We start from the raw sequence: 13,781 nt of genomic DNA, 5'->3' as shown, positions 1-13,781 counted from the left end.
GTCAGACTCTGCAACGCTGCGAACGGATGGGATCACCATGGACTGGGGACTGGCCCGCGACATCGGCACCAAGCTCCTGCTGGCGGGAGCCGGTGGCTTGCTTCTGTACTGGACCATCTCGGCGGTCCGGCTGGTGCTCAGCGCCCGGGGCATCAATCCGCTGATCAAGCAGTTCTTCACCCAGGTGGCCTCCGGCCAGGTGGACGGGGCCTACCTGCTCACCACCCGCAACTACCGCTCCCACGTCAACCGCCAACAGTTCATCCGCTTCCTGGCTGGGCTGCAGCTCAACAAGTACCGCAACCTCAAGTCCGGCCGGCCCCGGCTGCAGGAGGGCCAGGTGATCCTGACGGTCAAGCTCAAGACCGACGCCAAGGAGGAACTTCCCCTCGACTTCACCTTCGTGAAGGTGGAAGAGGCCTGGCGCGTGGATCGCATCACCCGGCTGGCGGCCGCCTGAGCCGTGGCCCAAGCCCGGGCAGAAGAACTGCGGCGCCTGCTCAACCGCGCCGCCCATGCCTACTACGTTCTCGATGCTCCGGTCATGGAGGATCCGGTCTATGACCGGCTCTACCGGGAACTGGTGGCGCTCGAGCAGGCTGATCCGGCGCTGATCCGGCCCGACAGTCCCACCCGCCGGGTGGGGGGAGCCCCAGCCGATGGCTTCACGAACGTGGCCCACAGGATTCCCCTGCTGAGCCTCGACAACGCCTTTTCCCACGATGAACTCGACGTCTGGTACGGCCGCCTGCTCAAGGTGCTCGACCGGGAACCCCAGGAGGGCTCCCCGGTGCCGGCCCTGCCGATGGTGGGCGAACTCAAGATCGACGGCAACGCCCTGGCCCTGAGCTACGAGCACGGGGTGCTGGTGCGGGCCGCCACCCGGGGGGACGGGGAGCGGGGGGAGGAGATCACCGCCAACGTGGGCACGATCCGCAGCGTGCCGCTGCGGCTGGAGCTGGCGTCGCCCCCGGCCTGGGTGGAGGTGCGCGGCGAGGCCTTCATCCCCGAGGCCACCTTCGCCGCCATCAACGCCGAGCGCGTCGAACAGGGCGAAACCCCCTTCGCCAACCCACGCAACGCTTGCGCCGGCACCCTGCGCCAGCTGGATCCGAAAGTGGTGGCCGCGCGGGGCCTGTCGTTCTTTGCCTACACCCTGCACCTGAGCGAGGACTGGCAGGCCGGGGCCCAGGATCCCGCCGCGCCCCGCAGCCAGTGGCAGGCCCTCGGCTGGCTCAAGGCCGCCGGTTTCCGCGTCAATCCCCACTGCGCCCTCTGCCCCGACCTGGCGGCGGTCAAGGCCTTCTGCGACCGCTGGGAGCAGGAGCGCCGCGGCCTGCCCTACGCCACCGATGGGGTGGTGGTGAAACTCGACGACCTGCGCCTGCAGGGGGAGGCGGGCTTCACCCAGAAGGCGCCCCGCTGGGCGATCGCCCTCAAGTACGCCGCCGAGGAGGCCCCCAGCCGCTTGCTGCGCCTCACCTGCCAGGTGGGCCGCACGGGGGTCGTCACCCCGGTGGCGGAGTTCGAGCCGGTGCCCCTGGCCGGCACCAGCGTGGGCCGCGCCACCCTCCACAACGCCGACCGCCTGGCGGAGCTGGACCTCTGCGCCGGCGACACGATCGTGGTGCGCAAGGCCGGCGAGATCATCCCCGAGGTGGTGCGGGTGCTCAAAGAGCTGCGGCCGGCGGGGGCGACCCGGCTGAAGCTGCCCCCCACCTGCCCGGAATGCGGTTCGGCCCTGGTGCGGGAGCAGGGGGAGGCCGCCACCCGCTGCGTCAACAACGGCTGCCCCGCCATCCTGCGGGGTTCCCTGCGCCACTGGGTGGGCAAAGGGGCCCTCGACGTGGATGGCCTGGGGATCAAGCTGATCGAGCAGCTGGTGGACCGGGGCCTGGTGGCATCGATTCCCGACCTCTACCGCCTTGATGCCGCCCTGCTGGCCAGCCTGGAGCGCATGGGGGACACCTCGGCCGCCAAGCTGGTGGCTGCGCTGGAGGCCTCCAAGCAGCAGCCCTGGCACCGGCAGCTGTACGGCCTTGGCATCCACCACGTGGGCGAGGTCAACGCCAAGGCCCTGGCCCGGGCCTTCGCCAGCGCCACCACGCTGGAGGCTGCCGCCCAGGCCGGCGACAGCGGCGAGGGCCCCGATCCGCTCACGGCCGTCTTCGGCATCGGCGCCGAAATCGCCCAGTCCCTGCGGCAGTGGTTCGCCACGCCGGCGAATCGGTCGCTGCTGCAGCAGCTGGGGGCGCTGGGCTTCTCCCTCGCCGCAGCAGTACAGGACCCGAACGCCGCCGGGGGCGGAGGCCCTCCGGCGCCGGCACCCCTGGCAGGCCAGACCTTCGTGCTCACCGGCACCCTGCCCAGCCTGAGCCGCTCCGCCGCCCAGGCCCTGATCGAGGCGGCCGGAGGGAAGGTGAGCGGTTCGGTGAGCCGCAAGACCAGCCACGTGGTGGCGGGAGAGGAGGCCGGCAGCAAGCTCACCAAGGCCCACGACCTTGGGGTGAGCGTGCTGGATGAGGAGGGCCTGAGGGCGCTGCTGGGGACCGATCCGACCTGAATGGTCAGAGTGCGACGGCAGGTCTGCAGCGGGGCCATGCGACGACGGCAACTGATTCTTTTGGCTGTCGTGGGGGCCCTTGGGCTGGAGCGTGGCGCGCGGCCTGCGCTGGGGCACCGCCGTCCCGAACGCGCAGCTGCAGAACCCCGACCTGCGGCGCCTGGTGACCAGCCAGAGCGACCTGATCGTGCCCCAATCGGAGCTGAAGTGGGATGGGGTGGTGCGGCTTCAGGAGGCCACCATCGCCCTGGAGAACGCCGAAGGCGATGTACGCACCCGGAGGTTCCAGGTCAGTGGCCTGGAGCCGCAGATGAGCGTCGCCAGGAAGAGATGGCAGGAGCGCAGCCGCTCCCGACTAGTCAGCCCCCCCGCAGGGCGGTGGGATTCCGTTGACGCGATGCAGACGGTGATCCAGAGGATCGACTGCAGCCAGCGCTGGCCGACGACCACGGTGGCGGGAACGATCTCAACCGGTTCGACTGGGTCGCAAGGCCAGGATCGAACTGGTGGGCAGCCAGGACAAACTGCGTGGCCAAGGGATCGGGATCCGTTCCGGCATCGGCCGTACCCAGCGGGACGGGGAAGCTCCCCAGCCCGTACCGATCCATCCGGCCAGAGAAAGCGACGTGAAGATCCGCATCCTCAATGATTTTCCCGCTCCTCCCGTGGAATCCATGGCCTACGGACTTCCGTTCGTGATGATGGTGTGTTTCCTCCCGTCCTGGCAGACCGACAGCCATGACTTTCAGTTCTGAAGGTGAAGCGGGTGGGCAGCATCGAGGCCCTCGTCCTGCCGCTCGGTAGCGTGGTAGCAACCGAGCCGATCCCGCGCCGCTCCTGAGCCTGCGGCGCAGCGCCACCGATACAACTGGATCGGCCGGCTCAGCCCCAGAATGGCTGGGTGAAAGTCAATCCTGTGGCCGTCGCCCACCCCTTGGACCACAACATCAGCCTTGATCCACCCGTGGGGCCCTCCAGGCCGCCCGTGATGGTGGAGGTGGAGCCGCTGCCTGAGATTCCAGGGGACCTGCGGCGCCAGTTGGCCCGCCACCAGTTGCTGTTGCCCCTGCTGCGCCAGTCGGTGATCGCCAACGCCGTGGCCGGGGTGACCCTGGCCGAAGAGGAGCGTCAGAAGGCCCAGCAGGCCTGGGGGAGCAACCACGGCCTTCGCTCCGCCGAGGATCTGAAGAACCACCTGCAGCGGCACGAACTCTCAGAAGCCGATGTGCTCTGGCAGGCGGAGCTCCCCACCAGGATCGAACACCATTGCCAGGACCATTTCCTGCACCGGGCGGAACAGCGTTACCTGGCCCGCAAGAACCAGCTCGATCAGGTGATCTACAGCCTGCTGCGGGTGGAGGACGGGGCCCTGGCCCGCGAGCTTTACCTGCGCATCGCCGAAGGGGAAGCCGATTTCGCCGAGCTGGCGGCCACCTATGCCAAGGGGCCCGAGCGCTCCACCCGCGGGGTGGTGGGTCCGGTACCGTTGCTTCAAGCCCATCCGTCCCTGGCCGAACTGCTGCGCACCAGCCGTCCGGGCCAGCTCCATCCCCCCCTGCGCATCGACCGCTGGTGGCTGGTGGTGAGGCTGGAAACACTTCGCTCGGCCAGCTTCGACGACGAGATGCAGAAACGGATGGCGCGGGAGCTGTTTGAGGAATGGGTGGATCAGGAAGTGGCCCTGCAGCTGCGGCCGGGGCAGGGGCGATGACATCCACGCTCCCTGGACGCACCGACTGGCTCACCCTGCCGCCCTTCGACGGCCTCTCCATGGCCGGCCGGGAACGGCTTCTGGCGGAATCCCGCCCGTGCCGGTTCCGCGTCGGCGAAGACCTCAGCAGCGCCGGCAGCATCGGCGACCGCGTGCTGGTGCTGCACGAGGGTGAGGCCCGGCTGCTGGGGGAACGGGACGGTCGGCCCTTCACCCTCGAACGGCTGGGGCCCGGCGCCATCGTGGGGTTGGTGTCTCTGTTGCGGGCTGAGGGGATTGAGCCGGTGAGTGCCGCCTCCGAGCTGCTGGCGACGGCAGTCCCGGACACGCTGATGCTCGAACTGCTGCTGGCCGAAGAGGGACTGCGTCAGTGGTGTGGCCGCCACCTCTGGACGGCGGAACTGCATCAACTGCTGCAGCAACGGGATGGGGCCGCCGCGGGCCGCTTCGATCCGCCCCTCTGGCGCGAAAGGATCGAGCAGCTGCGCCTGCGGGCCCGGGGCGTGTTGCCGACCAGCGACGGGCCCATCGCCCTGCAGGAGGGCGAAGAGCTGCTCCTGGCCAGCGCCAACGTCCCCGATCTGGCCATCGGCTCGCTGCTGGCAGCGTCAGAACCGCTGCCCCAGCCCCGTCCCCCCCTGCCCCTGCGGCTGCTGGCCCTCACCCCCGCGGCGGCGGCGGTCCCAGCGCCATCGGCCTCGGACACCACTGCGGCGGGCCAGGCCATCGAGACCGAAGCCGGCGGCCTGGCCCAGCCCAGCAGCCTCGATCTGGGCCAGGACCGGGCCGACCGCCACCTCACCCTGGTGCGGGGCAGCGGACCGCTGGAGGAGACCCTGGCCTGCTTCCAGATGCTCGGCAAGCTGCTGGAGCTGCCCTACCGCCGTGACGCGGTGGACAAGATCCTGCGCGACAAGATGCGCCGCGGCCAGCCTCCGGATCTGCAACTCTGCGGCCAGATCGCCGCCATGCTCGGCCTGCTGGTCACCGGCGCCAAGGTGCCGGCGGCGTCCGCCACCCGCCTGATCACCCCTTGCCTGGTGCCCTGGAAGGAGGGCTTCGCCATCGCCACCGCCAGCAACGCCGCCGGCCTGCGGCTGGCCTCCCCGGCGGAGGGCTGGGTGCAGCTGAGCCCGGCCCAGATCGCCGAGAACTACCCGGAAGGACTCGAACTGCTGCTGCTGGAGCGCAGCATCGACACCCCGGAGCAGACCTTCGGCCCTGGCTGGTTCTGGCCGGCCCTGAAGCGCTACCGGGGCATGTTGCTCCAGGTGCTGCTGGCCTCCTTCGTGGTGCAGCTGTTCAGCCTGGCCAACCCGCTGCTGATCCAGGTGATCATCGACAAGGTGATCTCGCAGCGCAGCCTCGACACGCTGCAGATCCTGGGCATGGCTCTGGTGGTGGTCACCCTGATGGAGGGGGTGATCGGCTCACTGCGCACCTTCCTGTTCACCGACACCACCAACCGCATCGACCTGCGCCTCGGCGCCGAGGTGATCGACCACCTGCTGCGCCTGCCGCTCGGCTACTTCGACAAGCGCCCCGTCGGCGAGCTGGGCACCCGCATCGCCGAGCTGGAGAAGATCCGCAATTTCCTCACGGGCCAGGCCCTGATCACCCTGCTGGATGCGGCCTTCTCGGTGATCTACATCATCGTGATGGCGATCTACAGCTGGCTGCTCACCCTGATCGCCCTGGCGGTGCTGCCCATCCAGATCGGCCTCACCCTGCTGGGGGCGCCGCTGTTCCGGCGCCAGTACCGCCAGGCGGCCGAGGAGAACGCCCGCACCCAGAGCCACCTGGTGGAGGTGCTCACCGGCATCCAGACGGTGAAGGCCCAGAACGTGGAGATGGTGAGCCGCTGGAAATGGCAGGAGCTGTACGCGAAATACATCTCCCGCACCTTCGAGAAGACCATCACCGGCACCTTCCTCAACGAGACCAGCTCCGTGCTCCAGAAGCTGTCCCAGCTGCTGGTGCTCTGGGTGGGCGCCACCATGGTGCTGAAGGGGGAGCTCACCCTGGGCCAGCTGATCGCCTTCCGGATCATCAGCGGTTATGTCACCCAGCCCCTGCTGCGTCTGTCCTCCATCTGGCAGAACATCCAGGAGCTACGGGTCTCGTTTGAGCGCCTCGCCGACGTGGTGGACACCCCGGAGGAATCGAGCGAGGCCGACCGCAGCCACATCCCCCTGCCGCCGGTGAAGGGCGACGTGGTGTTCGAGAACCTCAGCTTCCGCTTCAACCCCGGCGGACCCGAGGTGCTCAGCAATGTGACGCTGCATGTTCCCCCCGGCACCTTCATCGGGATCGTCGGCCAGAGCGGCAGCGGCAAGAGCACCCTGATGAAGCTGCTGCCACGCCTCTATTCACCCACCAAAGGCCGCATCCTCGTGGACGGCTACGACATCGACAAGGTGGAGCTCTATTCCCTGCGCCGCCAGATCGGCATCGTCCCCCAGGATCCGCTGCTCTTCTCCGGCACCATCAGCGAGAACATCGCCCTGACCAACCCGGAGGCCCCCAGCGACGCCATCGTCGAGGCCGCCAGGATCGCCGGCGCCCATGATTTCATCATGGAGCTCTCCGCCGGCTACAGCACCCCCCTCGGGGAGCGGGGCGCCTCCCTTTCCGGCGGCCAGCGCCAGCGCATCGCCATCGCCCGCACCCTGCTGAGCCAGCCCCAGCTGCTGGTGATGGACGAAGCCACCAGCGCCCTCGACTACGACACCGAACGCCAGGTGTGCGACAACCTGCGGGAGGCGATGAGCCAGAGCACCGTGTTCTTCATCACCCACCGACTGACCACCATCCGCCGCGCCGATCTGATTGTGATGATGCACCAGGGCGCCATCGTCGAGACCGGCAGCCATGAGGAACTGATGGCCCTGAAGGGACGCTATTTCGCGCTGTATCGCCAACAGGAGGCGGGCTGATGGTTCCCCCGTTTCCCACCCCGGCCGGCCTGCTGCGCCGTGCCCAGAACGGCCTCGAGCGCAGCATCCACAACGACAGCGACGACGTGGTGCTGCAGCAGTCGCGCTTCTGGGCCCGCTCGATCACCTGGACCCTGATGGGGGTGACCCTGTTCGGCCTCGGCTGGCTGGCCTTCGCCCAGACGGAGGAGATCGTCACCGCACCGGGCAAGCTCGAGCCCCTGGGGGTGGTGAAGAACATCCAGATGCCGGTGGGCGGCGTGGTGGAGGAGGTGATGGTGAAGGAGGGCGAGCGGGTGGAGAAAGGCCAGGTGCTGCTGCGTCTCGACACCGAGACCACCCTCGACCGCCAGGCCAGCATGCAGCAGACGATCGGGTACAAACAGCAGCAGCTGCGCCTCAAGCAGGTGGAGCTCGACCGTTACCTGCAGTTCAACGACACCGCTCAGCGGGTGCTGCGCCAGAGCCTGGTGCTGGAGAAGGACGTGCTCAGCCGCCTCGAGACGCTCAATAAAGAGGGCGCCACCGCCGAACTGCAGTACCTCTCCCAGCGCAACAAGGTGCAGGAAGTGGAGGGAAAGCTGGAGGAAGGCGGCGTCGACCGGCTGCGCCAGCAGGCGATCCTGCAGCAGGGCATCCGCGAAATCCAGAGCGAGCTGGCCGACCTGCGCAGCAAGCTGACCGAACTCAACGTCAACATCCGCTACCAGGTCATCCGGGCCCCGGAAGCCGGCGTCGTGTTCGAGCTCAAGCCCCGCTCCAGGGGTTTCGTGGCCCAGACCAGCGAGCCGGTGATGAAGGTGGTGCCCTTCGACAAACTGGAGGCACGGGTGGAGGTGCCCAGCCGGGAGATCGGTTTCGTCTCGGTGGGCAAGCCGGCCGACATCAGCATCGATTCGTTCCCGGCCACCGATTTCGGCGTGCTGCAGGGCACCGTGCGGCGCATCGGTTCGGACGCGCTGCCCCCGGACCAGATGAACAACTTCTACCGCTTTCCGGTGGACATCCAGCTCAACTCCCAGCAGCTGAAACTCAAGAGCGGCAGGGTGCTCCCCCTGCAGGTGGGCATGTCGCTCACCGCCAACGTCAAGTTGCGCAAGGTGACCTACCTGCAGCTGCTGCTGAGCGACTTCAAGGACAAGGCTGACGCCCTGCGGCAGATCTGAGCCGCTCCATGGCCAGGTAGTGGTCGGGGATGATGCGCGTCCGTAACCCCACCAGGGGCTCCAGCCACGGCAACAGCAGCCCGTCGAGGCCGCGGTTCACCAGCCACCCTGCGACATGGAACGCCCGCCGCCAGCGGGCCTGCGGGGCGATCAGATGCAGGGCGCGGCGGTGCACCGGCCCATCGATGCAGACCAGCCAGGCCGGATCCATCCCCGCCTGAGCCATCGCCACCTCGAAGCTGCGGCGGCTGTGGAAGCTGATGTGCTGGCCGTTGCCGAAGGCGTAGTACCACCAGTCGGGATCGGGGATCTCACCCGCCTGCCGCATCAGGGTGGAGAAGACGAACAACGGCGTGGCGCCCACCTCGTCACGCAGGAACCCGGGGGTGCCGGGCACGTGCTCGATCACCTCGAAGGCCGTCTTGCAGCCGATCGGTCCATCGCCTGGAAGCTCGCAGAAGGGGCGGATCAGTTCCATGGCCGCATAGGCATCGGTGCCGTGGAAATCGAAGCCGTGGTCGCGCAGCAGCCGCGGCAGCATGCCCAGGCCGGTGCCCAGGTCGCAGCCCGGCTCGCTGGGGCCGAAGCGACCCAGCCGGCCGATCACCAGCAGCAGCCGCAGCAGGCGCGAGGCGTGCAGGTTGCGGTCGACGTAGCCCGTATCGCCGTAGAAGGAGTCCTCGTAGGCCACCGCCAGCCAGGAGGGCTCGCCCAGGAACAGGAAGTCGCAGCTGCCGCAATGGACGAGTTCAGCCTCCACCCGGGCCTTGCTCACCCGCTCCCGTCGCACCAGGGTCAGGCTGGCGCCACCGCAGTTGGGACAAGCGCCGGCGGAGGGGCTAGGGAGAGTCTCGGCCGTTACCATCGCTGGCCTGCATCGCAACGTGGGAGGCTACCCCGCGTTCCTCCAGGGCCAGGCGCACCTGGCGGCCCACCAGCAGCACCGCCGCCAGGGTGGCAACCACCCCCAGCAGGCGCAGGGCCCACGTGACGCCATCGGACGGGCCGGCCAGCAGCGCCGCAAAGCGGCTGGGATCGCCTGCCGCCGCCCCCAGGGAACAGAAGAGCACGGTGCCGGGGAGGATGCCGATCAGGCCAATCGAATAGTCCCGCAGGCTCACCTCACTGAGGCCGTAGGCGAGGTTGAGCAGGCTGAACGGGAAGGCCGGCGACAGCCGGGTGAGCAGCACCAGGGCCAGGCCCTGGCGGCACACCGCCCGCTCCACCGCCAGCAGCCGCGGCGCCCTGGCCAGGCGGCGTCGGGCCCACCCCCGCCAGCGACCGCGCCCCAGCAGAAACACGGCCTGGGCCCCCAGGCAGGCCCCGGCAAACACCAGCACGCTGCCCGCCACAGGGCCATAGAGCACCCCGGCCAGCATCGAGGCCCAGACCCCCGGCAGCAGCAGGGTCACCCACAGCGCGTAGAGGGGCACGAACGCCAGGGCGCCGAGGGGGGAGCGCAGGGCGGGCAGCAGCTGGTCGAGCAGGGCCGATCCATCCATGGCCGAACCGTAGCGATGGGCGGGACCACGGCAGCGCCCTATAACCAGCTGAGGCGAGGAGCCATCGCGCCATGTCCATGCCCAAGCCCACCAGTCGCCGGGGCGGCGGCGGACCCTGGCCGCTGATCGCAGCCCTGCTGGCCCTGGTGGTGCTGGCCGGGCTGGGCAGTCGCCTGTGGCAGCAGCGCGAACGGCAACAGGCTGAGGCCCAGCGGGCCGTGCCGCTGCTGCCGCGGCAGGTGTCCGCCCTGGGCAGGATCGAGCCCCTGGGCGGCATCAGCAAGGTGTCGGTGCCCAGTTCCCTGACCAACGACCGGGTGCGCGACATCCTGGTGAAGGAGGGCCAGGAGGTGCGCAAGGGTCAGCCCCTGGCGGTGCTCGAAAGCCTCGACACGCTCGAGAGCAGCGTGAACAAAGCCCAGGCGGCGATACGGGTGGCCCAGAGCAAGCTGGCCGCCCAGGACAGCGTCATCGCCCGTTATGAGGCCGACCTGGGCCAGGCCAGCGCCGAGGCACGGCGGGCCGAGCAGCTGTTCGCCAGCGGGGCCACCACGGCCAACCGCGTCGAGCAGCTGCAAGCCGACGAGAACAGTGCCAAGGCCCAGCTGGCCGAGGCGATCACCACCAAGGGCACCCTGGCCGCCGAGCTGCGCGAGAGCCGAGCGTCGCTGGACAAGGACAAGGTCGAGCGGGCCAAGGCCACGGTGCTGGCCCCCTTCTCCGGCACCGTGTTCAAGGTGCATGCCCGGCCGGGCGACAAAGTCGGTGATGACGGCCTGCTGGAGATGGGCGACAGCAGCCGCATGGGCGTGATCGCCGAGGTGTATCAGAGCGATCGCCCGCTGATCGCCCTGGGCCAGAAGGTCAGCCTCAGCGCCGACGGCTTCAAGGGGCGCAGCGTGCAGGGGACGGTGGTGGAGATCGCCCGCGAAGTCAGCCGCCAGACCGTGTTCAGCGGCCAGGCCGGCGAGAACCTGGACCGGCGGGTGCTGGAGGTGAAAATCGGCCTGACCCCGCAGGAGTCAGCGGTGGCCAGCCACCTCAACTACCTGCAGGTGAACGTGCTGTTCGCCCCACTGAACGCCGCCCAGAAGGCCAGCCAGGAGGCGGCTCGGGAGCGCGTCCTGGGCGGCGTCCAGAAGCCATGAACCCGCTGACCGCCCTGCGCCGCACGCCCCTGGCCTGGCGGCAGACCAGCCATCGACCGATGCGGCTGCTCGCCGCCATCGCCGGGGTGAGTTTCGCCAACGTGCTGGTGTTCTTCCAGCTGGGGCTGGCCAGCGGGCTCTATGCCAGCCAGAAGCGCCCCCTGGAAAGGCTCAACGGCGAGCTGGTGATGGTGAGCCGGCGCTACACCAACCTGGGCGAACCGCTCAACCTGCCCCGCAGCCGCCTGATCCAGGCCCTGGGGGTGCAGGGCGTGAAGGCGGTGACGCCCCTCTACATCGGCAAGACCGACTGGCTCAACCGCGACAGCCGCGAGAAAAAACAGGCGCTGATCTTCGGGCTGGCTCCGGAGAATCCGGCCCTGCGCATCCCCGAGGTGACGGCCGATCCGGGCAAACTGCTGCGGCCCGATGGCCTCTTTTTCGACACCCTCTCCAAGAAGGCGGCGGGCCCCGTGGGCCAGGTGGTGGCCCGGGACGGTTTCTATGACACCGAGCTGCGCGGCAACCGGGCCGTGGTGAATGGGCTGTTCACGATGGGGCTCACCTTTGCCGCCGACATCAACCTGATCACCTCCGCCAGCAACTTCAAGACCTGGTTCCCCGATCAGACCAGTGACGACATCCAGCTCGGTGTGATCCAGCTGGAAGCGGGCGTCAGCCCGCTGCAGGTGCAAGCCACCTTGAACAGCTTTCTCGATCCGTCGGTGAAGGTGCTCACCCTCAAGGAGCTCAAAGACATGGAGGTGGACCACTGGCGCAACAACACCTCCTTCGGGCTGATCTTCAACCTCGGGGTGCTGGTGGGCCTGGTGGTCGGCGCCATCATTGTGTATCAGATCCTCTATTCCGACGTCAGTGACCATCTGCCGGAGTACGCCACGATGAAGGCGATGGGCTACAGCGATCGCTTCGTCATTGGCATCATCGTGCAGGAATCGCTGCTGCTGGCCGCCCTGGCCTTCCTACCCAGCCTGCTGCTGTCCATGGGCCTTTATGCGCTGCTGGCCCGCTCCACCTCGCTGCTGATCGCGATGACCCTCCAGCGGGCTCTGGCGGTGTTCAGCCTGACCCTGGTGATGGCGGCCGGTTCGGGCTGGCTGGCCACCGGCAAGCTGCGGCGGCTCGACCCCGCCGACATCTTCTGATGACGCCGCTGGACGCTGCAGTCGGGCGCGAGCGGCCCATTGAGCTCCAGCATCTCGACCACTGGTTCGGCGAGGGGGAGACCGCCAAACAGGTGCTCATCGACATCAACCTGACGGTGCACGCCGGCGAGATCCTGATCCTTACGGGGCCCTCCGGCTCCGGCAAGACCACCCTGCTGACCATGCTCGGCGGCCTGCGGGCCGCCCAGAGCGGCAGCCTCAAGGTGCTGGGGGAGGAGCTGCTCCATGCCGACAACGACGCCCTCACCCGGCTGCGGCGCCAGGCGGGCTTCATCTTCCAGGCCCACAATCTGCTGCCCTACCTGACGGCCCTGGAGAACGTGCGCTTCGGCCTGGAGGTTTCGCCCACCTGGCTGGTTCGGGGCCGGGCAGCGATGGATGACTGCGCTGCCACCATGCTCGGCCATGTGGGGCTGGCGGAGCGGCAGCACTACTTCCCAGAAAAGCTTTCCGGCGGCCAGAAGCAGCGGGTAGCGATCGCCCGGGCCCTGGCCCCCAGCCCCCGATTGCTGCTGGCCGATGAACCCACCGCCGCCCTGGACAAAACCACCGGCCGCGACGTCGTCGACCTGTTCCGCCAGCTGGCGGACGACAACGGCGCCGCGATCGTGATGGTCACCCACGACAACAAGATCCTCGACATCGCCGATCGGATCGTCAGCCTCGAGGGCGGCCAGCTGGTCGAGAGCTGAGCGGCCATGGCCGGGGCACTCTGCCGGCGCAGTTGGGATGGGCGAGGTCTTTCTCGAGGCGGCCCCGCAGGGCTTCGATGCCCGCCAGTCCCTCGATCGGCATCAGCACCTGCAGTTCGCCTGTGGCGCCCGGGCGTGCCGGGCAGTAGCGCTGGCTGAGAGCAATGGGGTGAGCTCTCCCTACTGTGATGGCCATTGGCAAGGCAACTGTCGGATGGACCAGGCCACCCACAACCGGATCGTGTCGTTCCTGTGGGGCATCGCCGATGACGTGCTGCGCGATCTGTTCAAGCGCGGCAAGTATCCGGATGTGATCCTGCCGATGGCGGTGCTGCGGCGGCTGGATGCGGTGCTGGAGCCCACCAAGGCGCGGGTGCTGGAAGCCAAGACCAGGCTCGATGCCGCCGAAATCAAGGAACAAGAAGCGGCCCTGCGCGCAGCGGCAGGCCAGGCCTTCTACAACGTTTCTCCCTTCGTGCTGCGCGATCTCACCACGCGGGGCAGCGAGCAAAAACTACGGACCGATTTCGAGGCCTATCTGGAGGGCTTCAGCGACAACGTGCAGGACATCCTTGAGAACTTCAAGTTCCGCAACCACATCCCCACGCTGTCGCGCTCGGATTCGCTCGGCACACTGATCAGCAAGTTCCTCGATCCCCAGATCGATCTGAGCCCAGCGGCGCTCGACAACCACGCCATGGGCACGGTTTTTGAGGAGCTGGTTCGCCGCTTCAACGAAGACAACAACGAAGGTAACCGTTCACGGGGTGTGCCGGCCTGAGCTTGACATGACGTAGGCAGTCACCACTTCATGATTGATGCACAGCTCATTTGCTCAGCCTCTCAGCGCGCACCTTTCACTGCTCTGGTCGCTCT

Annotated in this window: 13 protein-coding genes; 10 read left to right on the top strand and 3 right to left on the bottom strand. The window is 68.3% G+C overall.

Annotated elements, in window-relative coordinates:
- The first annotated feature begins 37 nt into the window (after positions 1–37).
- Entirely contained in the window at positions 38–460 is a 423-nt protein-coding gene (locus KBZ33_RS13500) for a hypothetical protein (protein ID WP_254953866.1), read from the top strand.
- A 3-nt stretch (positions 461–463) separates the two neighbouring features.
- Positions 464–2,563 carry an NAD-dependent DNA ligase LigA gene (gene ligA, locus KBZ33_RS13495; RefSeq protein WP_254953868.1) on the top strand — a complete coding sequence of 700 codons (2,100 nt, stop codon included), beginning with the start codon at positions 464–466 and terminating at the stop codon, positions 2,561–2,563.
- Positions 2,564–2,791: 228 nt separating this feature from the next.
- Here the strand turns inward: ligA and KBZ33_RS13490 are convergent, their stop codons facing one another.
- Positions 2,792–3,013: a hypothetical protein gene (locus KBZ33_RS13490; RefSeq protein WP_254953870.1), complete on the bottom strand. Its 222-nt coding sequence runs from the start codon at positions 3,011–3,013 to the stop codon at positions 2,792–2,794.
- Between the two features lie 56 nt (positions 3,014–3,069).
- Between KBZ33_RS13490 and KBZ33_RS13485 the strand changes: the two genes are divergently transcribed.
- The 4 genes from KBZ33_RS13485 to KBZ33_RS13470 all read left to right on the top strand — a co-directional run bounded on the left by KBZ33_RS13485 (position 3,070) and on the right by KBZ33_RS13470 (position 8,376).
- Positions 3,070–3,318 carry a hypothetical protein gene (locus KBZ33_RS13485; RefSeq protein WP_254953872.1) on the top strand — a complete coding sequence of 83 codons (249 nt, stop codon included), beginning with the start codon at positions 3,070–3,072 and terminating at the stop codon, positions 3,316–3,318.
- A 146-nt stretch (positions 3,319–3,464) separates the two neighbouring features.
- Positions 3,465–4,274, top strand: a complete 810-nt coding sequence (locus KBZ33_RS13480) for a peptidylprolyl isomerase (RefSeq protein ID WP_255011799.1) — start codon at positions 3,465–3,467, stop codon at positions 4,272–4,274.
- A complete protein-coding gene (locus KBZ33_RS13475; protein ID WP_254953876.1) occupies positions 4,271–7,210 on the top strand; it encodes a peptidase domain-containing ABC transporter in 2,940 nt (979 codons plus the stop codon). The genes KBZ33_RS13480 and KBZ33_RS13475 overlap by 4 nt, the downstream gene beginning before the upstream one ends.
- The gene (locus KBZ33_RS13470; RefSeq protein ID WP_254953878.1) at positions 7,210–8,376 is read left to right on the top strand and encodes an HlyD family secretion protein; all 1,167 of its coding nucleotides are present in this window, start codon (positions 7,210–7,212) and stop codon (positions 8,374–8,376) included. Before KBZ33_RS13475 ends, KBZ33_RS13470 begins: the two co-directional genes overlap by 1 nt.
- Here the strand turns inward: KBZ33_RS13470 and KBZ33_RS13465 are convergent.
- Positions 8,342–9,241 carry a class I SAM-dependent methyltransferase gene (locus KBZ33_RS13465; RefSeq protein WP_254953888.1) on the bottom strand — a complete coding sequence of 300 codons (900 nt, stop codon included), beginning with the start codon at positions 9,239–9,241 and terminating at the stop codon, positions 8,342–8,344. The genes KBZ33_RS13470 and KBZ33_RS13465 overlap by 35 nt on opposite strands.
- Entirely contained in the window at positions 9,216–9,878 is a 663-nt protein-coding gene (locus KBZ33_RS13460) for a TVP38/TMEM64 family protein (RefSeq protein ID WP_254953890.1), read from the bottom strand. The genes KBZ33_RS13465 and KBZ33_RS13460 overlap by 26 nt, the downstream gene beginning before the upstream one ends.
- A gap of 77 nt (positions 9,879–9,955) precedes the next feature.
- Between KBZ33_RS13460 and KBZ33_RS13455 the strand changes: the two genes are divergently transcribed.
- The 4 genes from KBZ33_RS13455 to KBZ33_RS13440 are packed head-to-tail and all read left to right on the top strand — an operon-like array spanning position 9,956 to position 13,686.
- The gene (locus tag KBZ33_RS13455; RefSeq protein ID WP_254953892.1) at positions 9,956–11,026 is read left to right on the top strand and encodes an efflux RND transporter periplasmic adaptor subunit; all 1,071 of its coding nucleotides are present in this window, start codon (positions 9,956–9,958) and stop codon (positions 11,024–11,026) included.
- The gene (devC, locus tag KBZ33_RS13450) at positions 11,023–12,192 is read left to right on the top strand and encodes an ABC transporter permease DevC (protein WP_254953898.1); all 1,170 of its coding nucleotides are present in this window, start codon (positions 11,023–11,025) and stop codon (positions 12,190–12,192) included. The genes KBZ33_RS13455 and devC overlap by 4 nt, the downstream gene beginning before the upstream one ends.
- Entirely contained in the window at positions 12,192–12,905 is a 714-nt protein-coding gene (locus KBZ33_RS13445; RefSeq protein WP_254953899.1) for an ATP-binding cassette domain-containing protein, read from the top strand. Before devC ends, KBZ33_RS13445 begins: the two co-directional genes overlap by 1 nt.
- 37 nt (positions 12,906–12,942) lie before the next feature.
- A complete protein-coding gene (locus KBZ33_RS13440) occupies positions 12,943–13,686 on the top strand; it encodes a type I restriction-modification system subunit M N-terminal domain-containing protein (protein ID WP_254953900.1) in 744 nt (247 codons plus the stop codon).
- Positions 13,687–13,781 lie beyond the last annotated feature (95 nt).

Origin of the sequence: Cyanobium sp. Cruz-8D1, from assembly GCF_024345975.1 — a bacterium.
GTDB lineage: Bacteria > Cyanobacteriota > Cyanobacteriia > PCC-6307 > Cyanobiaceae > Cyanobium.
This window is presented reverse-complemented; position numbering and strand designations above follow the sequence as displayed.